The organism is Streptomyces sp. NPDC006643, from assembly GCF_042870175.1.
Taxonomy (GTDB): Bacteria; Actinomycetota; Actinomycetes; order Streptomycetales; family Streptomycetaceae; genus Streptomyces.
On the sequence record NZ_JBIAHA010000001.1, the window covers coordinates 420685 to 443532 of the forward strand.

Annotated in this window: 19 protein-coding genes and 1 tRNA gene; 6 read left to right on the forward strand and 14 right to left on the reverse strand. The window is 70.2% G+C overall.

Going from position 1 to position 22848, the window contains the following annotated elements; genetic code table 11:
* Positions 1 to 70: 70 nt before the first annotated feature.
* Positions 71 to 2353 carry an SPFH domain-containing protein gene (locus ACFYNU_RS01715; protein ID WP_356590241.1) on the reverse strand — a complete coding sequence of 761 codons (2283 nt, stop codon included), beginning with the start codon at positions 2351 to 2353 and terminating at the stop codon, positions 71 to 73.
* A gap of 14 nt (positions 2354 to 2367) precedes the next feature.
* On the reverse strand, positions 2368 to 3726 hold the full coding sequence (locus ACFYNU_RS01720; protein ID WP_356590239.1) for a peptidoglycan-binding protein: 1359 nt from the start codon (positions 3724 to 3726) through the stop codon (positions 2368 to 2370).
* 181 nt (positions 3727 to 3907) lie between these two features.
* Between ACFYNU_RS01720 and ACFYNU_RS01725 the strand changes: the two genes are divergently transcribed.
* From ACFYNU_RS01725 to ACFYNU_RS01735, 3 genes are all read left to right on the forward strand, one after another.
* Positions 3908 to 3981: transfer RNA gene (locus tag ACFYNU_RS01725), tRNA-Lys, on the forward strand.
* A 428-nt stretch (positions 3982 to 4409) separates the two neighbouring features.
* Positions 4410 to 6389: a cellulose synthase catalytic subunit gene (locus ACFYNU_RS01730; protein WP_356590237.1), complete on the forward strand. Its 1980-nt coding sequence runs from the start codon at positions 4410 to 4412 to the stop codon at positions 6387 to 6389.
* A complete protein-coding gene (locus ACFYNU_RS01735) occupies positions 6386 to 8338 on the forward strand; it encodes a galactose oxidase-like domain-containing protein (RefSeq protein ID WP_356590235.1) in 1953 nt (650 codons plus the stop codon). The genes ACFYNU_RS01730 and ACFYNU_RS01735 overlap by 4 nt, the downstream gene beginning before the upstream one ends.
* Before the next feature lie 67 nt (positions 8339 to 8405).
* Here ACFYNU_RS01735 and ACFYNU_RS01740 read toward each other — a convergent pair whose 3' ends face one another.
* From ACFYNU_RS01740 to ACFYNU_RS01755, 4 genes are all read right to left on the reverse strand, one after another.
* Positions 8406 to 9434, reverse strand: a complete 1029-nt coding sequence (locus ACFYNU_RS01740; RefSeq protein ID WP_356590233.1) for a glycoside hydrolase family 6 protein — start codon at positions 9432 to 9434, stop codon at positions 8406 to 8408.
* Positions 9435 to 9628: 194 nt separating this feature from the next.
* Positions 9629 to 10309: a class F sortase gene (locus ACFYNU_RS01745; RefSeq protein ID WP_356590231.1), complete on the reverse strand. Its 681-nt coding sequence runs from the start codon at positions 10307 to 10309 to the stop codon at positions 9629 to 9631.
* A gap of 55 nt (positions 10310 to 10364) precedes the next feature.
* Positions 10365 to 11135: a hypothetical protein gene (locus ACFYNU_RS01750; RefSeq protein ID WP_356590229.1), complete on the reverse strand. Its 771-nt coding sequence runs from the start codon at positions 11133 to 11135 to the stop codon at positions 10365 to 10367.
* A gap of 133 nt (positions 11136 to 11268) precedes the next feature.
* On the reverse strand, positions 11269 to 12105 hold the full coding sequence (locus ACFYNU_RS01755; protein ID WP_356590227.1) for a hypothetical protein: 837 nt from the start codon (positions 12103 to 12105) through the stop codon (positions 11269 to 11271).
* A 243-nt stretch (positions 12106 to 12348) separates the two neighbouring features.
* Between ACFYNU_RS01755 and ACFYNU_RS01760 the strand changes: the two genes are divergently transcribed.
* The gene (locus tag ACFYNU_RS01760; RefSeq protein ID WP_356590225.1) at positions 12349 to 13131 is read left to right on the forward strand and encodes an HAD-IIA family hydrolase; all 783 of its coding nucleotides are present in this window, start codon (positions 12349 to 12351) and stop codon (positions 13129 to 13131) included.
* 24 nt (positions 13132 to 13155) lie between these two features.
* On the opposite strand, the gene ACFYNU_RS01765 is transcribed toward ACFYNU_RS01760, so the two are convergent.
* From ACFYNU_RS01765 to ACFYNU_RS01780, 4 genes are all read right to left on the reverse strand, one after another.
* Positions 13156 to 14238, reverse strand: a complete 1083-nt coding sequence (locus ACFYNU_RS01765; RefSeq protein ID WP_356590223.1) for a 2-aminoethylphosphonate ABC transporter substrate-binding protein — start codon at positions 14236 to 14238, stop codon at positions 13156 to 13158.
* A 337-nt stretch (positions 14239 to 14575) separates the two neighbouring features.
* A complete protein-coding gene (locus ACFYNU_RS01770) occupies positions 14576 to 15583 on the reverse strand; it encodes a hypothetical protein (protein WP_356590221.1) in 1008 nt (335 codons plus the stop codon).
* Between the two features lie 216 nt (positions 15584 to 15799).
* Positions 15800 to 16687 carry a septum formation family protein gene (locus tag ACFYNU_RS01775; protein WP_356590219.1) on the reverse strand — a complete coding sequence of 296 codons (888 nt, stop codon included), beginning with the start codon at positions 16685 to 16687 and terminating at the stop codon, positions 15800 to 15802.
* Positions 16688 to 16852: 165 nt separating this feature from the next.
* Positions 16853 to 18046, reverse strand: a complete 1194-nt coding sequence (locus ACFYNU_RS01780; RefSeq protein ID WP_388764881.1) for an ROK family protein — start codon at positions 18044 to 18046, stop codon at positions 16853 to 16855.
* Positions 18047 to 18192: 146 nt separating this feature from the next.
* Here ACFYNU_RS01780 and ACFYNU_RS01785 point away from each other — a divergent pair, with 146 nt between their 5' ends.
* Positions 18193 to 19293, forward strand: coding sequence for a Gfo/Idh/MocA family oxidoreductase (locus ACFYNU_RS01785; RefSeq protein ID WP_356590217.1), 1101 nt, complete (start codon positions 18193 to 18195; stop codon positions 19291 to 19293).
* Positions 19290 to 19796 carry a heme-degrading domain-containing protein gene (locus ACFYNU_RS01790; protein WP_356590215.1) on the forward strand — a complete coding sequence of 169 codons (507 nt, stop codon included), beginning with the start codon at positions 19290 to 19292 and terminating at the stop codon, positions 19794 to 19796. The genes ACFYNU_RS01785 and ACFYNU_RS01790 overlap by 4 nt, the downstream gene beginning before the upstream one ends.
* A 22-nt stretch (positions 19797 to 19818) precedes the next feature.
* Here ACFYNU_RS01790 and ACFYNU_RS01795 read toward each other — a convergent pair whose 3' ends face one another.
* The 4 genes from ACFYNU_RS01795 to ACFYNU_RS01810 form a co-directional block, all read right to left on the reverse strand.
* Positions 19819 to 20484: a disulfide bond formation protein DsbA gene (locus tag ACFYNU_RS01795; protein ID WP_356590213.1), complete on the reverse strand. Its 666-nt coding sequence runs from the start codon at positions 20482 to 20484 to the stop codon at positions 19819 to 19821.
* Positions 20485 to 20541: 57 nt separating this feature from the next.
* Entirely contained in the window at positions 20542 to 21399 is an 858-nt protein-coding gene (locus tag ACFYNU_RS01800; protein ID WP_356590211.1) for a fumarylacetoacetate hydrolase family protein, read from the reverse strand.
* A 166-nt stretch (positions 21400 to 21565) separates the two neighbouring features.
* The gene (locus ACFYNU_RS01805; protein WP_356590209.1) at positions 21566 to 22330 is read right to left on the reverse strand and encodes a YidC/Oxa1 family membrane protein insertase; all 765 of its coding nucleotides are present in this window, start codon (positions 22328 to 22330) and stop codon (positions 21566 to 21568) included.
* A gap of 151 nt (positions 22331 to 22481) precedes the next feature.
* Positions 22482 to 22802 (reverse strand): DUF6412 domain-containing protein, encoded by a 321-nt coding sequence (locus tag ACFYNU_RS01810; RefSeq protein ID WP_356590207.1) that lies wholly within the window; start codon positions 22800 to 22802, stop codon positions 22482 to 22484.
* Positions 22803 to 22848 lie beyond the last annotated feature (46 nt).

Consider the following 22848-nt stretch of genomic DNA (forward strand, 5'->3'; position numbering starts at 1 on the left):
TTGACCGAAGTTGACCGTGTCCATAACAACGACCAAGAAAGGTCCAGACCAATCAACGAGAGCGGAACGGTCAGTTCCCCTCGTTCAACCCGTGCCTGCCGGTGTAGAACGCCACGGTCAGGTCCTTCACGAGGACCTTGCGCTCGTAGTCGTCCAGCTCCACAAGACCCCGCGACGTCAGCCGGTGCACCGTGTCGTCCACCGCGTCGACCACCGACGTGAGCACCGTGTCCCGGTGCCTGGCGTCGATCGCCGCGATCCGGCTGCGCTGCATCGCGGCCGAGATCTCCGGCGCGTACTCGATCCGCGTCGGCTGCGCCGAGAAGACGTCCAGCCCGACCGGCCGGCACTCGGCCGACAGCATCCGGGTCAGCGCGTCGCCGACCACCTCGGCGTTACGCAGCGTCGGCGCGGCCTCGTGGAAGGCGTCGGCGGGCAGTTGCGAGAGCACCCGCGCCATCGCCGCCTCGACCTGCTCGCGCAGATACTCCTCGTGGTCGCGCACCCCGAGCGCCGCCCGGACGGTGTCCCTGACCCGCCAGACCACCAGGACCACGACGCGCAGCGCCGTACCGTTCGCGTCGACGGCGGGCATCGGCTCACTGCGCCAGTGCCGGAGCCGTACGTCCACGCGGCGGCGCAGCAGCAGCGGGCTGACCCAGAGAAGTCCCGTACGGCGCACGCTCCCCCGGTACTCGCCGAAGAGCGTCAGGACCCATGCGTGCCCGACCCGGCCGCGGCCGAGCCCGCCGAAGGCGAAGAGCGTGAGCGTCACGGCGACGGTGAGCAGCGCCCACATGCCGATGCCGATGCCGTTGTACGGATTCGAGGCCAGCCCGAACATCTGCGTCAGCGCGTCGGGTACGGCCCCGACCCACCAGAGCACCACGGCGCAGCCGAACAGCCCGGCGACACCGACCAGCGCCGCCGTCCAGCCGGGCAGCGTGGGACCGGGCCGCTCGACCAGCTTCGTGTCCACGGGCGTCGCCGGCCGCGAGGTGGCGGCGGGCGGCAGGACCGGCGCGGAGACGACGGGCGCGCGGCGGGCGCGCGGGCGTCCGGCTGCCGGGCCGGTCACCTCGTCGTCACGGAAGAGGAGATGGACGGGGATCTCGTGGGTGGCCTCGCCGACGATGAGCGGGCTCCAGCGGTGGCTGTCGAAGGTGACGGAGGCCCGCGTAGGAACGGCGCCCCCGGACCCGGCGGGCACGGAGACGTCCCACACGGGGGCGGAGATCCCGCTGGTCGCGTTCGCGTCGGGCTGCCCTGACGGCTCGTCAGCGACCGTGCCGCCGTCGCCGTCGCCGTCGACCGGGCCGGACTCCGTGTCCGGTCCGACGTAACCGTCGGCGGCGGAAGCGTCCTCATCCGCCACCCGCGTGGCCCCGGCGTCCTCGTCCCGCTCGGGGCGGTCCTGCGGTTCGACGTACCCGGCCGGCGCCGGGATCTCCGCGTCCGGCACGGAGACGACCGGGGCCGCCGAGCGGACGTCCGCGTACAGGTACGCGGACGGCACGGAAGCGTCGACATGGGCGGCCGGAGCCGAATCGTCCGCGCCCTGTTCGGTACGGCTCTCCGCACCGACGTTCACGTCCGGTACGAGGGCGCCGTCCCGCTCGGGGCGCGCCTCCGGACCGACGTACGCGGCCGGGGCCGAGGCCCCCGCGTCCGGCTCGACGTACGCGGCCGAGACCGACGCCGACGCCGATGCCGAAACCTCGCCCTCCGGCACGAAGGCCGCCGCGGCTGCCGCGCCCGCCTCCCGCTGCGAGCGGATCTCCGCATCCCCGCGCACGGCCGGAGCGTCCTCGTCCCGGTCCGAGCCGGACCGTGAACCGGCATCTCCGGTGGGGCGCTCCGGGGAGTCCTGCGGCTCGACATACGCGGCCGGCTCCGGGGCGGCGGCGTCCGCACCCACGTGCGCGGTCGGCGGTACTTCCACCGACACGACCTCGGGCTCGCGCTCCTGTCCCGGCTCACGTCCCGGTTCACGTCCCTGCTCGCGGTCCTTCTCCGCCGACGCCCACTTCACGATGTCCGCGACCTCGGGGACCGTCCCGCCGTAGCAGGACTCCCGCTCGGCCTCCGCCGTGGCCGCCGTTCCCGGTGGCTCCCCCTCGTGGGGCGGGGCGGCGGGCTCGGCCGGCGGGCCCGTCAGCAGGCGGACGTTCTGGTACCAGCCGGCCGGGGGCTCCGGCGGCTCGGCCGGGGCCACGGGCTCGGCCCGGTCGACCGGATCCACCGGCTCCGCCGGCTCCCGTGCCGTCAGCGCGTTGCGTGCCGCCGCCCGCAGCGCCGGTGCGCCCCGCAGCATCTGCCCGTCGCCGTTCGGTTGCGATGTCTGTGTGGTCATCCTTGCCTCCGTCGTCATGCGAAGAGTCGTCGCCAAGTCTCGGGGCCGGGGTACCCGTCGGCCGCGCTGCCGCGCCAGCCCTGCGCCCGTTGGAAGTCCTCCACGTTGCGCCGGTCGGCCTCGCCCCAGCGCGGGCCGGGGCCGGAGACGTAGTGGCGGCCGTAGCCGCGCTCGACCAGCCGGTGGCCGAGCCGGGTGACGTGCGCGCCGGACCGGCCCGGCCGGAACTGCCCCGCCCCGGGGTACTCGGGTTTGGCCGCGCTCGTCCCGCCGGGACCGCCCGCGCCCGCCGCCCCCGCCGCCGGGATGTCCTTGCCGAGCCCGTTCACCAGATACCGCCAGGTGTCGGGTCCCGGCAGCCCGTCGGCCTCCGCACCCCGCCAGCCCTGCGCCCGCTGGAACGCCTCGGTGGCTCGGCGGTCGGCCTCGCCCCAACGGGGACCGGGGCCCACGCCGTAGAAGCGTGCGCCGCCCCGTGCGACGAGCATCTCGCCGAGCCGGGTGACGTTCGCGTTGTCGGCGCCGGGCCCGAACGACTTCGCACCGGGGAAGGCGGCCGGCTTCGGCGTGTCCACCGTCTCCGGTGTGCTGCCGCCACTGCCCCCGGCGACGCCCTTGTAGCGGTACGCGACGTAACTGGCCGAGTTGCTCCAGTACGCCATCGGCGTGGACTGCGCCCGCGTGCTCGGCTTCGTCTGCTCGTACGCGAGGTAGTAGGTGTGCGTGTAGTCGGTCCAGCCGCCGAACAGCGTCACGTGCGACCCCTTCGTGGGGTCGGACGGATTGTGGAACAGCAGCATGTCGCCGGGCTGGAGGTCCTCCCGCTCGATCCGGGTGCCGAAGCGGGACAGGCTGCCCGTCCACTCGTTGCCGTCCAGGTTCCAGGCCATCGAGACATAGCCCGAGCAGTCCTGGCGGTAGCCGTCGGACCAGTACTTCGTCATGGAGTAGGGGACCTTCGCGTCCACCCACAGCTTGGCGCGGTTGATGATGTCCGCGCGGCTGGTCCGGCGCAGCGTGTCGATCGAGTGGTCCGGCGAGGGTCCCGCCGACGGGGACCCGTACAGCGGGCCGCTGGCGCCCTGCGGGCTCGTCGGATCCGGTTCGGCGGCGGACGGCGGCCCGTCCGGCTGCGCCGTGCCGAGCGCGGGCCCGGCGGTGTCCGCGTCGGCCTCGCCCGCGCCCGCTCCCGAGACGCCGAGGGCGACGCCGGCCGCGGTGACGAGGACCAGGGCGCGGCGCGCGCCATGAGCGGCGGGGTGGCCGCCCGCGCGCAGGGACAGACCCCGCGCCAGCCGGCGGCGTTGTTCGGCGCAGCCGCCACAGGGGCAGTCGCAAGCGGGTTCGTACTCCTCGAAGACCGGTGCGGTCATGCGATCCCCTCCACGCTCGACAAGATGCTGTGCGGTGTTGCACGCGCGTCAGGCACTAACGGTCCTGACTAATCACATTTTGACGGATCAAAGGTAAAAAACGACCATCCGACAGGCCACATCGCTCATCAAATGGTCGGGAGCACTCCGGAGCGTCGGGTAGAGTTCTCCAGGTCAGCAGGCGCCGCTAGCTCAGTTGGTTAGAGCAGCTGACTCTTAATCAGCGGGTCCGGGGTTCGAGTCCCTGGCGGCGCACGCACGGCTGAGGCCTCTTCGCATCACGCGAAGGGGCCTCGCTCGTTTCCCCCGTATCGCGTGACGCGACGGGGCGGCCTTCGCGGCAACTTCACAGTCCGGCCACAGCTCCACCTTCGACCGGCGCCCCAATCAGGGCATATGACACGCAAGTAATATCTTTCACTCTTGCGATCTTGGCGGGGGTCATAGAACCTATCCTGAAGCCGACAGGCCCAAGGAAGCGCGCGTTCCGTGCAGTTGGGGCAGCTGAAGAATTTGCTCCGGTTTGCATACCGAGCGGGGTGGGGGTCCCGTTCATGGGCCGATGTCGCGAACAGCATCATGCAACCGGAAGGTCCCGATGCGCTGTCTGTACTGACGGCGGCGCGCGACCTGCCGGACCGACCGACTTATCACGCACCAGCATGCGTGCGGGGGGATGACTGATGACGTCGACGCCGAACGGCGAGCGGCCGAGGAACGACGCTTCCCGGACCACCCAGCTCCGGATCCCCTCGCAGTTGCGGACCGGCGGACACCGGCTCCGGCCCAAGAAGGAACTGCCCAAGTACGACTACGAGCACTACAGCCGGCTCGCCGGGCCGCTCACCCAGCCCGACCCCAACAAGCCGTACAAGGTGCAGTACCGCTCGCTGCTCTCGCAGGAGCCGCACCGGATCCGGGCCGCCCTGCTCCTCGGCGCCGCCCCGCTCCTGTCCCTCGGTCTCTTCGCCTGGCTGATGCAGCCGCAGCACTGGACCGAGCGCGACCCGAATCTCAAGAACGACACGCTGCTCGTCCTCGACATCGTGATGCTCGTCTCGATCGGACTGATCGAGCTGTTCCGCACGATGAACGTGCTGTCCAACGCGCACGCCACCCTGGTCGCACGTGACCCCGTCCCCGTCGTGCCCGCGAGCGGCACCCGCGTCGCCTTCCTCACCTCCTTCGTGCCGGGCAAGGAGCCCCTGGAGATGGTGACGAAGACGCTGGAGGCCGCCGTCAAGATCCGGCACCGCGGGCTGATGCACGTCTGGCTCCTCGACGAGGGCGACGACCCCGCCGTCAAGGAGGTCTGCGCGCGGCTCGGGGTGCACCACTTCTCCCGCAAGGGCGTGGCGAAGTGGAACCAGTCCAAGGGCGCGCACCGCGCGAAGACCAAGCACGGCAACTACAACGCCTGGCTCGACGCGCACGGCGACGACTACGACTTCTTCGCGTCCGTCGACACCGACCACATCCCGATGGCCAACTACCTGGAGCGGATGCTCGGTTACTTCCGCGACCCGGACGTCGGCTTCGTCATCGGCCCGCAGGTGTACGGCAACTACGACACGTTCGTCACGAAGGCCGCCGAGTCGCAGCAGTTCCTCTTCCACGCGCTGATCCAGCGCGCGGGCAACCGCTACGGCTCGCCGATGTTCGTCGGCACGAGCAACGCCGTACGCATCTCGGCGCTCAAGCAGATCGGCGGGCTGTACGACTCGATCACCGAGGACATGGCGACCGGATTTGAGATGCACCGCGCCAAGAACCCGCAGACGGGCAACAAGTGGCGCTCCGTGTACACCCCGGACGTGCTCGCCGTCGGTGAGGGCCCGACCGCCTGGACGGACTTCTTCACCCAGCAGCTGCGCTGGTCGCGGGGCACGTACGAGACGATCCTCAAGCAGTACTGGCGGGGCTTCACCACGCTGCCGCCCGGCAAGCTCTTCAACTACACGATGATGATCATCTTCTACCCCATGTCGGCGCTCAACTGGATCCTGGCGGCGCTGAGTTGCGCGCTGTTCCTGGGCATGGGCGCCTCGGGTGTGCAGATCGACCCGGCGATCTGGATGATGCTGTACGGCAACGCGTCCGCCCTCCAGATCGGCCTCTACATCTGGAACCGGCGGCACAACGTCTCGCCGCACGAGCCCGAGGGATCGGGCGGTCTCGCCGGTATGGCGATGTCCGCGCTCTCCGCGCCGATCTACGCGCGCTCGCTGCTCGACGCCGTACTGCGCCGCAAGAGCGGCTTCGTGGTGACGCCGAAGGGCGACTCGTCCAGCCCGGACACCCTGTTCGGGACGTTCCGGATCCATCTCTTCTTCATTCTCGTGTTCGCCGGCTCGCTGATCTCGTCCTTCTTCTTCGGGCACGATCATCCGGCGATGATCACGTGGGCGTCCCTGGCGCTGCTGATCACGGCGTCGCCGATCATCGTGTGGCGGCTGGGGATGCGGGCGGAGAAGAAGAAGCGCCGGAAGCACGGGGCGCACCGGGGCGGCGGGAGTACGCCTCCGGCCCCACGACAGTCCCCGCCGCAGTCCCCGTCACAGACTCCGAAGCAAGCCGCTCAGGCCACTCGGGCCCCGCAGCGAACGCCCCCCGGGGACCTCGACCAGACCGTACAGATTTCCCTTGGGGGACCTAAGCAATGAGTGCGCTTCCCGTCCGGCCGAACCACCGCAAGAACCGCGCCCGTCGCCTCGCGATAGGCGCCGCGGTGGTCGTCGTGGTGGCCGGGATGAACGGGCCGGCGATGTGGCGGTTCGGTTCGGAGCAGTACCACGACTACAAGATCAACCGGCCCGAGTACAAGGCCGAGAACGGTCACTGGGACTTTCTCGACATCCCGTCGAAGTACAAGATCAATTCCATTCACGCGTCGCTGCTGCACACCGGCAAAGTGCTGCTGATAGCCGGGTCGGGAAACAATCAGAAGAACTTCGACGCGAACAAGTTCGAGTCCGTCCTGTGGGACCCGGCGACGAACGACTTCAAGATGATCCCGACGCCCAAGGACATGTTCTGCTCCGGGCACACCCAACTGCCCGACGGCAAGCTCCTGGTGGCGGGCGGTACGAAGCGGTACGAGAAGCTCAAGGGCGACACCACCAAGGCCGGCGGCCTGATGGTCGTCCACAACGAGGATCCCGACAAGCCGATGACTCTGCCGGCGGGCACGATGTTCACCGGCAAGAAGAACGGCAAGACCTTCGAGTCCAAGGATCCGGTCCTGGTCGAGAAGGCGGAGAAGATATTCGACCCGGTGACCGGGGCCTTCCTGCGGACCGAGCCCGGACTGGGCCGTATCTACGTCGAGGCCAAGGAAACCGGGAAGAAGTACGAGACCGGCACCGAGGACAACTACCGGGTGCAGGGCATGAAGGGCGCCGACGCCCGTAACGTCTACGGCATCGCGCAGAAGCTCGCGCTCGACAAGAAGGACTTCCAAGGCATCAAGGACGCCTTCGAGTTCGACCCGGTCGCCGAGAAATACATCAAAGTGGACCCGATGAACGAGGCCCGCTGGTATCCGACGCTGACGACGCTTCAGGACGGCAAGGTCCTCGCGCTGTCGGGCCTCGACGAGATCGGGCAGATCGTCCCCGGCAAGGACGAGATCTACGACCCGGAGACCAAGGAGTGGGAGTACACCGGCATCATCCGGAAGTTCCCCACCTATCCGGCGATCTTCCTGATGGACAACGGCAAGCTCTTCTACAGCGGCTCCAACGCCGGTTACGGCCCCGCCGACGTCGGCCGCAAGCCCGGCATCTGGGACCTGGACACCAACAAGTTCGAGAACATCCCCGGTCTGAGCGACGCGGACACCATGGAAACGTCGGCCACCGTCATGCTGCCGCCCGCGCAGGACCAGAAGTTCATGGTCATCGGCGGCGGTGGCGTAGGCGAGTCCGAGAAGTCCAGCGAGAAGTCCCGGCTGGTCGATCTCAAGGACGACAAACCGGAGTTCAAGGACGGCGCCGCGCTCGACAAGGGCACCCGCTACCCCAGCGCGTCGCTGATGCCGGACGATTCGGTCCTGGTGACGGGCGGCGCCGAGGACTACCGGGGCCGCAGCGGCTCCAACATCCTCGAAGCGCGGATGTACGACCCGAAGGCGGGCGAGTACAAGCGCGTCGCCGACCCGCAGGTGGGCCGCAACTACCACTCGGGCTCGCTCCTGCTGCCCGACGGCCGCGTCATGATCTTCGGCTCCGACTCGCTCTACGCCGACAAGGCGAACACCAAGCCGGGCGTCTTCGAGCAGCGGATCGAGATCTACACCCCGCCGTATCTCTTCCGGGACTCCAAGCCGGCGCTGACCGACGGGCCGAAGCGCATCGAGCGCGGGGACTCCGGGGTCTTCAGGACGAAGGACGCGGCGTCGCTGAAGAGCGCGAAGCTGCTGCGGCCGAGCGCCGTCACCCATGTCACGGACGTCGAACAGCGGTCGATCGCGCTGGACATGGAGAAGACGGCGGACGGGATCGAGGTGACGGTGCCCGAGAACAGCGCGCTGGTGCCGTCCGGCTGGTACATGATGTTCGTGACGGACGACAAGGGGACGCCGTCCGAGGGCGTGTGGGTCGAGGTGCCGTAGCCGGAAGCGTGACATGGATCGGCGGGCCCGTACTGCGCGTACGGGCCCGCCGATCCATGTCCAGCCTCTACTTGGCGTTGCGCGCCAGCTCCAGGGCGTACTCCGGATACCAGTCGCCGGCCTTCGGCCCGCCCTTGCAGTCGCCGTCCGACTCACCCGGGCGCTTGATCCACAGATACGCCTTCACCAGCGGATCACCGGTCTTCGTGGTGGGCGGCTCGCCGAGCGCGCGGCCCGGCGGGTTGCACCAGTTCTCGGCCGGATCGCCGCCCGTGTAGGGGCCGTTGCCGTTGCGGCTGGTGTCGATCACGAAAGGCTTGTTGCCGACCTTGGCCGACAGCTTCTTGCCGAACTCCTGGCTCACGTCGGTCGGGAAGAAGTTGGAGACGTTGACCGAGAAGCCGTCCGCCGCCTGGACACCCGCCCGCTGGAGCGGCTCGAAGAGCGCGTCGGGCGACTGCCAGCCGGCGTTGCCCGCGTCCAGATAGACCGTGGTGGCCGGCTGCTGCTTGAGCCGTTCGACGGCGCCCTTCAGCAGGTCGTACCGCTCCTCGTGGAACTCCGGGGGCGTGCACCCGTCCACCAGGTGCAGCAGCGCGTCCGGCTCCAGTACGACCGTGGCCCGCCGGTCGCCGATGCCCTTGGCGACCTTGTCGACCCAGTCCCGGTAGGCGTTGCCGTCGGCGGCGCCGCCCTTGGAGAACTGCCCGCAGTCGCGGTGCGGAACGTTGTAGAGGACCAGCAGCGCGTCCCGGTCGGCCTTGGCCGCGGCCTCGGTGAAACCGCGGGCCTCGTTCTCGGGGTTGTCCGGGCCGATCCACTCGCCGACCGGCTGCGAGGCGATCTTCTTGATGAGGCCGGCGTTCTTGTCGTCGCCGTCCTTCGTGTAGTCGGCGACCTGCTTGGCCGCGTTGCCGTCGGGGTTGACCCAGTACGGATCGGTCGCCTTGGGCTGCTGGCTCGACGCGGCGTTCTTCTCGCCCTTGTCCTCGCCGTCGGAGGAACAGCCGGCGACGAGCAGCGCCGCTCCCGTGGCCACGGCGCAGGCCGTCACTCGTAGTCCGCGACGTTCGCGACCGGTTTTACTGCCGTACATCAACTCCCCCTCGGTGACCGTTCGTCGGAGCCGGCCCCCAGGCGCCCCGTTCCTGCCGTTGCTGCTGCCCCGCCCGCTGCCCGCCTGCCCGGACAAGACCGGTCGAATCCATCCTGGCACACGGGCCGGGGCCGAAACGGCGCCCGTTCGCCCTTGTGCACGAGCTGTGACAGCGGTGCCGTGGGGAGGCCGGTTCAGCCATCGTGACGTGCCTCTTTCACATCCGTGAGGTACGCCGAGACGACCACGTTCGCCGTGTACGCACGGCTCTCGCGGTCGAAGGTCCCACCGCAGGTGATCAGGCGCAGTTCGGCGCGGTCCCGCTCGTGGGGGCCGTACACCTTCCGCGCGTCGAACCGCTCCCGGCTGTAGACCTTGACGTCGTCGATGGTGAACTCCGCGACGGAGCCGTCGGCCCGGGTGACCCGGACCTTCTCACCGGGCCGGGCGGCGCTCAGGTCGTAGAAGACGGCCGGTTCGGTCCGGGTGTCGACATGGCCGACGAAGAGCGCGGTGCCCTTCGCGCCGGGCCGGGCGCCGCTGCCGTACCAGCCGACGGTCCCCGGGCGTTCGTACGGCGGCGGCTCGACCGCCCCGGTGATGTCGAGGCCACGCGAGACGACGGGCGCCTTTATGCCGACGGAGGGAACGTCGACGCGGCGCGGTTCGGCGGGCTCGGGAGAGTCGCGCGCCGCCGGCGGGCGCTGCTCGACCGGGCGGCCGACGGCGGCGACGTCGCCGGTCATGGGCGAGGAGTTGCCGACGAGACCGTCGGCTCCCCAGCCCCAGAGGCCGAGCAGCAGCACGGCCCACGCGACACCGGTGAGCAGTCGGCCCGATCCGGTCGGGCGGTGGGTGGTCGGCGTCTCAGCCATCTCAGTCGTCTCCGCCGTGTCAGTCGTGTCGGTCGTGTCGGTGGTCTCGGTGGTGTCAGTCGGAGTCGCGCGCTGCGGAACGCCTGCGGCGGGCGCTGCGGACGGCCACGGCCACGGCGGCGACGCCGGCGAGGACGAGACCGATCACGGTGTGCGGGGTGCTGGGGCCCGCCCTGTCCGCGGCCAGGTCGGTGGTGGTGGTCCGGCCGCCACCGCCGGCGCGCACGGGGGCGACGGGTGAGGCCGACGCGGACCGGGAGGTGTGGGAGGTCTGGGAGGTGTGGGAGGTCTGGGAGCGCTCGGGCTTCGGGTTCCTGGACGGCGGCGCGGAGGCGGCGGCCTTCCCTTCAGGCTTCGCGGAAGACCTGGGCTTCGCGGAGGACTCGGCGGAAGGCTTGGGCTTGGGCTTCGCGGAAGGCTTGGCGGAGGGCTTGGGGCTGGCAGAGGGCTTCGGCTTCGGCTTGGGCTTCGGGTTGCGGTTCACCTCGAAGACCCCCGCGCCCCGGTGGTCGTGCCCGTCGCACCAGACGTCGACCTGGTACTTGCCGTCCTCGGTCGACGACTTGATCTTCGCCTCACCGCGTAGCCCCCCGCGCCCCGACAGCTCGGAGTCGGCGACGAAGACATCGGATCGCGCCGACACCGAGCGGGGGTTCTCGCAGCCCGTGACCTTGATCTTCACCTCGCCGCCCGGACGGACGGCGGACGGCGAGAGTGTCGCCTTCACGGAGTCGTGGGCGTCGGCGGCGGTGGTACCGAGGACAGGGACCGCCACCATGGCGGCGACCAGTCCGGCGGCACGGAGAGCGAGCAAGCCTGAACGCATCGTGAACCTCCTGATGAAGGAAGCCTCACGCCTCCCACCGGATCCCGCATCCGCAGCGCGCGCCACGATGCCCGTACACCGCTGTGACCAGCGGGTATCCGGTCGGGCCCGATCCTCCAGATCGGCGATCAGGTCATCGGCGCTTCCTCTTGGACTCCGGGGCGGCGGCGTCCGTCCGAGGCTGCCGGGTCTGCCGCGCCGCGGCAGAGGCGTGTCCGGCGGCCGGGACGGCCGGAGGCCGGAGCGTCGAGGCAAGGCCGCCCACCGGGTTGGGCAGTGTCTTCAGCTGTTCGAAAGCGACTGGAATCCCCAGATGGTCACTGAATTTCTTTGCGATCACCTGACCCCATTCCGCGATCTTCTCCGGGGCCTTTTCGGTCTCGGGCCTGTGCGACTTACTCATGTAGCGGCCCGACTTGTCGTTCAGCCTCCCCGAGCCGAGCGCCGGATCGTAACGGAATTCGCCGCTCAGTGCGGCTTTCCCTACTTTCGTCACGCCATGGATCTTGAATTCAACGGCGATTGTCGGATGCCCGAGCCCATGAATACCTTTCGCCAGATCCTCCTGGCTCGGATAATCCGTCTCCGTCTCCGGATCCTCTTCCCGCTGCCGGTTCGCGGCCTGCCGCATCCCGCCCAGCACCTTGAGGAAATCCATCCGGCCCATGACCGTGAGAGCCTCTTCGCTGCCCAGCATGACGCCCCAGTCCACGACGCCCGGCCTGGCGGATTCCTCGCGCAGTGTGGCCGAGAAATGCCAGACCGCCCCGGCCTTTCCGTCGAGGATCACTTCGGGCGGAATCTCGTCGAGCGGCACCCAGAAGGGATTGACCCTGATCTGGTGCTCGTCGTCCTTTTCCTCGGCCTTGATCCGCTTGGGCGGCAGGGAGGTCCCCAGCAGGCCGTTGTTACGGGTGAGACGCCGGTCGCCGGTCTCTTCCGACCGGGACGGTCCGGAGTTCTCGGGCATCGCTACCTCAGTTCATCGGCTATGGATTTCAGAGGCACATCGGTTGCCGGGTTGATCTTGGACGACGCGGAGACAGACACCGGGGAAAGAGTGGGCGAAGACCCGGGTGTTCACCGGCAGGAGGAGGGGGATGCCCAGCCTCGGCGACCGTTCCCGCGACTGAATAGGATGGCGGCCTCGGAGCCTCCGGCCCCTCGGGGTCTCCGGGTGATCATCCCGTCGAGTCGCCTGGAGCGAGCCCGCATGATTGACCGCAAGCCCATCGAGTCATGGCTCACCGACATGGACGGCGTACTGATCCACGAAGGCGTCCCGGTGCCCGGCGCCGATGCCTTCATCAAGCGCCTGCGTGAGACAGGGCGTCCCTTCCTCGTGCTCACCAACAACTCCATCTACACCCCGCGCGATCTGCACGCCCGGCTCTCCCGCATGGGTCTGGACGTGCCGGCCGAGAGCATCTGGACCTCGGCGCTGGCGACCGCCAAGTTCCTGGACAATCAGCACCCCGGCGGCACGGCGTACGCGATCGGCGAAGCGGGTCTGACCACCGCTCTGCACGACGCCGGTTACGTCCTGACGGACACGGACCCGGATTTCGTGATTCTGGGCGAGACGCGGACGTATTCCTTCGAGGCACTGACGAAGGCGATCCGCCTGATCAACGACGGCGCCCGCTTCATCGCCACCAATCCCGACAACACCGGTCCCTCGCCGGAGGGTGCCCTGCCCGCGACCGGCTCGGTCGCCGCGCTCATCACCAAGGCGACGGGCAAGGACCCGTACTTCATCGGCAAACCGAACCCCCTGATGATGCGCACCGGGTTGAACGCCCTGGGCGCGCACTCCGAGTCCTCCGCCATGATCGGTGACCGTATGGACACCGACATCCTGGCGGGACTTGAGGCCGGTATGGAGACGTTCCTGGTACTCACCGGGGTCACGACGGGCACGGCCGACATCGACCAGTACCCGTTCCGGCCGACCAATGTCGTGGATTCGATCGCGGATCTGGTGGAACTCGTCTGAGCGGGGCTTTGGGCGAACGGGGCGTCAGTTGCCGGTGGCCGTCTTCCACGAGTCGACGTAACTGTCGAGCTTGGGCTCGATGCTCTCCCAGTTGGGCTCGAAGAGCGTGACGCCGTCGAGCAGCCCGGCCAGTTCGATGGCGTTCTCGTCGGTGGGCCTGACGTCCGTACGCGCGGGGAAGCCGCCGCCGATGCCGCTGATCTGCTTCTGGGCCTTCTCGGTGAGCATGTAGTCGAGCAGCTTCTTGCCGTTCGCGCTGTGCGGGGCGCCGTCGACGAGGCCGGCGCCGTAGTACATGGCGAACGTGGTCGGCTTGCCGCCTTCCTTCGCCGGGAACCAGATCGCGATGTTCGGCAGGCTCTTGGACTGGTCGAAGTTCGTCTGGACGTCACCGTTCGCGACGAGGATCTGGCCCTTGTCGACCTTGGCCGCGAGCTTGAAGGTCGAGGGGGTCGGGCCGACGTTGTTCTCTTCGAGCTTCCGCAAATACTCCATGGCCGGCTTCTCGCCGCCGAAATCCTGCATGGCCTTGATGAGGAGACCCGTGCCGTCGCCGGCGACGCCGGGGGTCGAGTACTGGATCTTTCCCTTGAACTCGGGGTCCAGCAACTCTTCCCAAGTGGCCGGAGGGTCCGTCAGTTCCTTCTTGTTGTATATGAAGCCGAAGTAGTTGTTGACGACCGACGTCCACCGGTTGTCGGCGGACTTCCCCGAACCGTGCACCCGGTCCGAGCCCTTCGGGTCGTACGACGCCAACACCCCCTTGCGCTCCGCGTGTTGGATGTACGGCGGCAGGGCGACTATGAGATCGGCGCCGGGGTCGTCCTTCTCACGGACGACACGGTCCACCATCTCGCCGGAACCGCCCTCCACATACGTCACCTTGATGCCGGTGTCCTTCTCGAAGTCGGCGAAGACCTTGTCGTACCAGCCGTCGTCCTCGACTCCCTTGAGTCCGTCGGCGCTGTAGACGGTGACGGTCTGACCCTCCGAACCCCCAGTGCCGCCGCCGCATCCGGCGAGCGTCGCGGTGAGGACGAGGCTGCCGGCGACGGCGGTGAGCGGTGTGCGGAAGCCTCTGGAGACCACGGAGGTTCTGGAGACCACGGAGGTTCTGGAGGTTACGGAGGCTCTGGAGCCTCTGGTGGTGCGGGAGTTGAGAGAGTTGAGGGATTGGCGGGGCATGACGACTCGTATCTCCTAGCGGGAGGTGGCTCGGCGGGGCAGGGCTCGGTCCCGTACCGCTGTGCACGGACACGCCCGCTCACCACCCGTAGATCACACAGGGACCCGCGGAAATGGCGATGTCGAGGACCACGCACGCGACTTCGTGGGTCGCGGGGGTGGTTCGGACTCCGGATTCGCTTCGTTCAGGCCCAGGACGACCCCGAGAGTACCGCTCACGGCGCGGGTCGGCAGCGCCCTCGCACGGATCGAGACAGTGTCAGCGGCGCTTGCGCGGACGGCGGAGACCGACGACCAGGGCGACACCGGCGAGCACGAGCACCCCGGCGGCGAGGGCGGGGCCGGCGAGGGAGCCGGAGCCGGTGTCGGCGAGTGCGCCGATTCCGAGGGGCGGGGAGGGCTCAGGCGTACGGCGCTGATCGCCGGAGCCGGTGCCGGTCTCCGTACCGTCCTTGTGGGTGGGGCTGGGACCGGGGCTCCGGCCTTGGCTGTGGCTGGAGTTGGGACTGGAGTTGGAGCTGGAGCCGGTGCTGGGGGTGTCGGTGCCGGTCCCCGTGCCTGGGCCGGTGTCGGTGTCCGCGTCCCTGTCCGTGTCCGTGTCCGTATCCCGGTCGCTGTCGTCCCGGTGCGCGCCGCCCACGGTGAAGCGGTAGTCGTTCGACTCCCCCACCCAGTCGCCGTCGCCACCGCGCCGCTGCACCGTCGCCGCGTTCGCCACGATCTTGTTGGCATCGGCCGCGGCCGTGAAGGCCAGCCTCGCCCGTACGGTGACGGTCTGCCGGGCCGGTACGGCGAAGCCGGGGAAGCCGCCTTCGAGTACGGCGATCATCTCGTCCTCGTCCGACTTCTCCAGCGACATGGTCCGCCATCCGCCCTTGTCGTCGGTGAGTTGGAGCCGGACCTGGCCCACGGTGAGGGACCGCTGCCGGTCGCTGAGAACGATGACCGGATGGATGTTGTGGCAGACCTCGTCGGTGCTGTTGGTGAGATCGATGGACCAGGTCCCCGGCCGCCCGCCCGCGCGGTACTCGCCGGGGCCGCCGTGGATGCGCGTGTCGATGGGGAAGCGCGGGTCGGACGCCTTGCCGCAACTCGGCTGCCGGTCGGCCCCGGGGCCGGGGTCCGAGACGGTCGTCGGCTTCGCGTGCGCGCTCGCGGTCGTCGCGGGCAGCACGGTGGGGACGATCGTGCCGACGGTGACACCGGCGGCTCCGACGGCTCCGAGGATTCCGGTGACGAGGGCGGGGCGCAGTCGCGTGGATCGCATGAGCATGAGGAGGGGTGCCTTTGCTGATCGCGAGGCGGTCGGGACGGGACAGGGCGCGATGGAGCCCCGACGCTGCCACGGGCCGGCCGCCGCGCCGGGAAGCCACGTCCGAGCACGGTCCGAAGATCGTACGAATACGCCCCAACAGCCCTACGGCGTGTCCCGCAAACGGGGCCGGGCCCTTGACGGACCCGGCCCTGCCCATCCGAGGGAGCGTCAGCCCGCCCAGACCTCGGCGTCGTCGGCCGGGACGGTGGTGGCCAGGCCCAGCTCCTTGCGGGCGGCGACCGACTCGTTCGGGTCGATGCCGGTGAAGGCCGAGTCGTAGGCGATGTAGAACGCGTCGGCGTCGGCGGCGTTCGCGGCCTTCTTCCAGTGCCCCGCCGCTGCCTTCAGGGTCGAGCGGAGCTTGCCGACCTCGGCGCCCTCGATGCCGTCCAGGCCCTCGACGTGTGCGTCGAGGGCCGCCGTGACGGCCTTGGCCTGTGCCTTGTAGCCGGCCAGGTCGTCCTCGACGGCGTCCTTCTCGGACTGGTTCGCCCACAGGGCGTCGTAGACCGCGTTCGAACCCTTCAGATACGTGGTCTGCTCGGGCTTGAGGGACTTCGCGGTGTTCAGCGAGCCGCTGAACTTGCCCGCCTCCGAGGTGTAGGTGCAGCTCACCGCGCGGTCACCGGTGGCCCAACTCTCCTTGGTCGGGGTGTAGTAGAAGAGGGCGACGCCCTTGGGGAGCGCCCAGGTGTCCGGGGCGTACTTCTGCGCCTCGACCGGGCAGCGGCCGTCCGCGATCGTGGAGATCCCGTCGTCGCCGGGGTACTCCATGCCCTTGTCGATCGCGAACTCGCCGACGACCTGGCCCTCGTGCGCCTCGTCGCAGGGCACGATCTCGACGGTGTACGCCGTCCCCTCGGCCTTGCCGCTCGGGTTGTAGCAATCGCCGTTGTCCAGCGAGAACACCGAGCGCTGACGAGCGACCTTCTTCGCGCCGTCCTTGGCGCTGTCGACGGCGTCGGAGACCTCCGAACATCCCACCGCGCCGAGCGCGAGCAGGACAGCAACGCCGGATATGCCGCGAAGTGAACGATACGGGGCACGGATTGTCATGACGTGTACATCCTCTTATGTAATCTTTATGAGGGGCACGCGCATCGTATGCCGTTCCTGTGGCCCGGCTCACCCGGAGGCCCCCACGAGGACCCCCACAAAGGCCCTCACCTCATCGCGGCGTCTCAGACTCGCGACGGGCCGCGAAGGTTGTATTCCAGCCGCTCAGCGGCGTCCGAAGACCCGTGCGTGCCCGAAGACCGGCGCGAGCACCAGTTGCGCCGCGCCCTCGGCCACCGGGTGGGTGCCGCCGTCGGCCACGGTCACCGGTACGACGGGGCCGCGCGCACGCTCTTCGAGTACGGCTCCGACTCCCGTGACGAATCTTTCCTCGGCGGCTGCGACGACCCGGCCCCCGAGCAGCACCCGGTCGATGTCCAGCAGCCCGACCAGATTGGCGGCCCCGGCGCCCAGCACCCGCGCGGCCTCCGCCAGATCCCCGCGCGCGACGGCCGCCAGGCAGAGCGCCTCGATGCAGCCGCGGTTCCCGCAGTCGCACGGCGGCCCGTCGAGTTGGATGACCTGGTGCCCGAACTCGCCCGCGCCGGTGCGGTCGCCCCGGTAGAGGGCGCCGCCGAGCACGAGGCCGGCCCCCAGGCCCGTACCGAGGTGGAGGTACGCGAACGAGTCGCCGCGCCCGCGCAGCGCGAGACCGAGGGCGGCGGCGTTCGTGTCCTTGTCGAGGACGACGGGCAGGCCGAGTCGGGCCGCGAGCGCGTCGCGCAGCGGGAAGCCGTCCCACTGGGGAAAGCCGGTGACGCGCTGGGGCACGCCGGTGGCGTGGTCGAGCGGTCCGGGCATGGCGACGCCGACGCCCAGCAGGTTCGCCGTGCCCGGAGCCTCGGCGTGGCGCTCCGCCCCCGCCCCTACCCCTGCCCCTGACGACTCCGACTCTGCCTCCGCCCGTACGGACTCCACCTGCGCCGCCGCGGTCTCCACGACCTCGGCCGCCCCGGCGCCCAGGTCGAACGGTGCCGTACGGACCGCGACCGGCGTGCCCGCCAGGTCGACCACGACGGCCGTCAGTTCGTCGCGGTCCAGGTGGAGGCCCACGGCGTGCGCGGCGGAGGGGACCAGGCACAGGACGGTCCGGGGTTTGCCGCCGGTGGACGCCCGCTGGCCGGCGCCGGCCGCCAGGCCCTCCGTACGGAGCCTGGCCGTGATCTTGCTGACCGCCTGCGGGGTGAGGCCGGTGGATTCGGCGAGTTCCAGGCGGCTGATGCCGCCCTCGCCCGCCGTACGGAGGAGGTCGAGCACCAGCGCGGAGTTGTGGCTGCGCAGCGACGGCAGATTCGCGCCGGTGGTGTGGGAGCCGGGCCTTGCGCCCGTACCCGCGCCCGTACGCCCGTCCGTACGGATGCCGCCGGGCACCCGCCCGCGCCCGCTCCCGCCACACTCGCCGGCGCCGCCACTGTCTCCGTTGTCTCCACTGCTCTCACCGTTGCCCACGGTGTCATTGTGCCGCGCGCTTGCACTATGGCAACACCGTTGCTTAAGTGGAACGCATGACTGGCACCGGTACCCCTCTGCGCGTCGCACTCGTGGGCTACGGCCTCGCGGGCTCCGTCTTCCACGCCCCGCTGATCTCCGCGACCGACGGCCTCGTCCTCGACACGGTCGTCACCTCGAACCCCGAGCGCCAGGCGCAGGCGCGCGGCGAGTTCCCCGACGTCCGGTTCGCCGTGTCGCCGGACGAACTGTGGGAGCGGGCGGACGAGTTGGACCTGGTCGTGATCGCGTCGCCGAACAAGACGCACGTCCCGATCGCGACGGCCGCGCTGAAGGCGGGCCTCGCGGTCGTCGTGGACAAGCCGATCGCGGGCACCGCCGCCGAGGCGCGCGAGCTGGCCGCTCTCGCCGAGGAGCGGGGCCTGCTCCTCTCCGTCTTCCAGAACCGCCGCTGGGACAACGACTTCCTCACTCTCGCCCGCCTTGTCGCGGGCGGTGAGCTGGGTGACGTACAGCGCTTCGAATCACGCTTCGAGCGGTGGCGGCCACAGACCAAGGGCGGCTGGCGCGAGTCGGGAGTGCCGGAAGAGATCGGAGGGTTGCTGTACGACCTGGGCAGCCATGTCGTGGACCAGGCGCTGGTGCTGTTCGGTCCGGCGGCGCTGGTGTACGCGGAGTCCGACGTACGCAGGCCCGGCGCCGCGTCCGACGACGACACGTTCATCGCGATCACGCACACGGGCGGGGTCCGCTCGCATCTGTACGTCAGCGCGACCACGGCCCAACTCGGCCCGCGCTTCCGGGTGCTGGGCTCGAAGGCGGGCTATGTGAAGTACGGCCTGGATCCCCAGGAGGCCGACCTGCGCGACGGCAGGCGCCCCAACACCGGGGAAACGGCCGGAAATTGGGGTACGGAGCCCGAGTCCCTGTGGGGCCGGCTCGGGGCCGGTGAGTCCCCGGCGACGGGCGGCGGCCACCCGGTGGAGAGCACACCCGGTGACTACCCGGCGTACTACGCGGGTGTCGCACGGGCCCTGCGCGACGGTACGGCGCCGCCGGTGACCGCGCACGAGGCCGCGGCGGCGCTGGACGTCCTGGAGGCGGCGCGCCGCTCCGCCCGCGAGGGTGTCACGGTCGCGATCGGGAGCACGTCATGACGGCGCGCGACGCCCGCTCGTTGCCGACGGTGGCCGAACTGGAGGCGCAGGAGGAGCGGTTGGTCCTGCCGCACTTCACGTACGACGACGCGTGGGCGCTCGGGAGCATGCTGGTGCAGCTGTCGCGCGAGCGCGAGGCGCCCGTCGCGATCGACATCCGGCGCGGCGGTCAGCAGTTGTTCCACAGCGCGCTGCCGGGCTCGTCGGCGGACAACGACGCCTGGATCGACCGCAAACGGCGGGTCGTCGAGCGGTACGGCGCGAGTTCGTTCCTGGTCGGTACGCGCTTTCGCGCCAAGGGCAGCACGTTCGAGGAGTCCTCGCGGCTGGACCCTGACCGGTACGCGGCCCACGGCGGCTCGTTCCCGATCACCTTGGAGGGGGCGGGAGTTGTCGGCACGGTGACGGTCTCGGGCCTGCCGCAGGAGGAGGACCACGCGCTGGTGGTGGAGGCGATGGAGCGGCTGATGAGCCAGATGCTGGAGCACGTACTGCGCAGGTGACGCCGGGCCGGCGACGCGGGTGTCAGGTCTTGATCTCGCGGAACCCCGGCACGCCGGTGACGAGCAGCGTGCCGTCCCACAGACGCAGCGCGTCGTCGGGCGCCGGTGTCTCGGTGACGACGGGGCCGAAGAACGCGTGCCGGTCCCCGGAGGGGTGGGTGACGGCGAGCACCGGCGTCCCCACCTCCCCGACGACCAGGCTCATGGCCTCCTCGTGCGAGGCGCGCAGCGCCGCGTCGTGGTCGGTCCCGAGCCCGGCGGCGGCAAGCGCCACCGGCAGCCCCGCGCCGGTCAGGGCGTCGGCGATGTCGCCGATCCACTCGCGCCGCGCGCCGTCGGCCCCGGTCCACAGGGCGTCGTAGAACCTGCCGAGGGCGGCATGCCCGTACGCCGTCTGGATCGCGGCGCACACGCGGGCGGGGATCCAGAGGTAGCCCTCCTCGTCGCCCTCGGGGTCGACGTCCTTGCCCTCGTTCAGGATCGACAGGCTCATCACCCGCCAGCGGATGTCGATCGGGCGCTGTTCGGCGACGGAGACGATCCACGACGCGGTGACGCGGCTGAGCGGGCAGGCGGGGTCGAACCAGAAGTCGACGGTCCGGCGATCGGTCCGGCTGTCAGTCCGACGATCGGTCCGGCTGTCGGTCCGGCCGTCGTTCCCTGTGTCGATCCGACGATCGGCGGCCATCGGAACGTTCCTCCCTGTCGGTCCGGCCCCGGCCAATGCCCTTCACCCACCCGCGAGTTACGCGTCCTTGAGTTCCTGGCGCTGCCGCCCCAGCCCGGCGATCTCCAGCTCGACCACGTCCCCCGCGCGCAGGTACGGCTTCGGCTCCGGCTGCCCGAGCGCCACCCCCGCCGGGGTACCGGTGTTGATGACGTCGCCCGGGTAGAGCGTCATGAACTGGCTGACGTAGCGCACCACTTCGGCCACCGGGAAGATCTGCTCGGCGGTCGTCCCGTTCTGCTTCCGCTCCCCGTTGACGGACAGCGTGAGCGACAGCGCCTGCGGGTCCGGCACCTCGTCGGCCGTCACGAGCCACGGGCCGAGCGGGTTGAACGTCTCGCAGTTCTTGCCCTTGTCCCACTGCCCGCCGCGCTCGATCTGGAACTCGCGCTCGGAGACGTCGTGCGAGACGGCGTAGCCGGCGACATGCGCCAGGGCCTCCTCGTGCGACTCCAGATAACGGGCGGTGCGGCCGATCACGACGGCCAGCTCCACCTCCCAGTCCGTCTTCACGCTCTTGCGCGGTACGAGGACGGTGTCGTCCGGGCCGACCACCGTGTCCGGGGCCTTGAAGAAGATGATCGGCTCGGACGGGATGTCCGCGCCCGTCTCGCGCGCGTGGTCGTGGTAGTTCAGCCCGATGCACACGATCTTGCCGATCCTGGCGACGGGCGGCCCGGTGCGCAGTCCGGCGGGGTCGACGACGGGCAGCTCGCCGGACGCGGCGGCGGCCCGGATCCGCTCCAGCGCGGCATCGTCGGCGAGCAGCGCGCCGTCGATGTCCGTGACCAGTCCGGACAGGTCCCGCAGGGTCCCGTCCTGGTCGAGCAGCGCCGGGCGCTCCGCACCCGCCGTACCGACACGCAGCAGCTTCATGGTCTGTATCTCCCTCTGGTCGAGCGGGGCACCCGCCGACGGGTCGCGGCCGTCAGGGGATTGGCCGATCGTCCAAGACATCGGATCACTCCGCAAGACCCCGTTCACACCCTGGACCGGGCCGCACCGGGCCGGCGCGCGGGGCGGTACCGGGCGCCGAGCGGCTTCACGCGGCGGTGGCCAGCGCCCCCGGCGCCGGGACGTCCCGGTAGAGGAAGGCCCGTTCGACGGCGGTCCATGTGGTGCTTGTCACCACGTACAGCGCGGCGGCCAACGGCACCACGCCCACCGTCATCAGCGTCGCGAAGGACAGCAGCGGCATCAGCTTCGTCATCGCCCCCATGCCGGGCATCGGCTGTCCGTCCGGGCCGGCCGCCGGTGTCGGCATGGCGGCCATCTGCCGCTTCGTACGCCGGTAGTTGAAGGTGGCGACGCAGACGACGACGGCGAACAGCGCGACGTACACCAGCCCCGCTCCCCCGAAGATCCCGCCGTCGGCGAGCGCGTCCTTCCAGCGGTCGCCGAGGGGCGCGGCGCCGATGGAGTGGCCGAGCATTTCGTTGGGCCTGCCGCCGATCTCGCGGCTGGAGAAGAGGTGGTACATCAGAAAGAACGCGGGCAGTTGCAGCAGGCTCGGCAGACAGCCCGAGAGCGGCGAGACCTGCTCCTTCTTGTGCAGCTCCATGATCGCCTTCTGGAGGCGCTCGGGGTTCTTGGAGTGCTTCTTGCGCAGCGCGGCGATCTGCGGCGAGAGCTTGGTGCGGGCCTTCTGGCCACGGGCCGCCGCCCGCGAGAGCGGATGGACGGCGAGCCGTACGCAGGCGGTGAACAGGATGATCGCCGCGGCGGTCGCGCCGCCCTGGAAGACGGGCTGGAGCAGGTCGGCGATGTGCCCGACCAGGGAGGCGAAGCCGGACAGGAAGACGGACATGGGTGAGCCCTCCGAGGGTCTCGTCGTGCCGGATGGAAGGCGCGGCGCCGGTGGTACGGCGCGGCGCGGTTCGGCATGACGACCCGCGTGGGATCACTCGCCCGAGCTCAAGCGGGGCTGGAGCCTTGAGGATCGGATTGGCGAAAGGGCCCTACGCGGTCGTCGCGACGGGGCGACCGGGGGCTCGGGGCCGCGTACGGCCTCGCGCGTCGGGATCTCGCTGGGGCAGGAAGGCCGTGCGCTGCTCGCGGTCGCGGATGGCGGTACGGACCCGGGTGGGCGGTACGGCGGGGGCGCACCGCGCCGAGATGGCGGCGGAGGCGGCGAACGCGGTGGAGGCCGCGGCGGTGGCGGCGAGTGCGACGGCGGCGGAGAGGCTGCCGGCGTCGACGAGCAGGATCTGGACGAGCCCGACGAGCAGGAAGAACAGCAGGGCGGCGGAGCGCAGCGGCGGTGTCGCGCGTCGGTTCACGCCCGGCTCCTCCCTACTGGCTCGCCCTCGGTCCGTTCAGACCCTC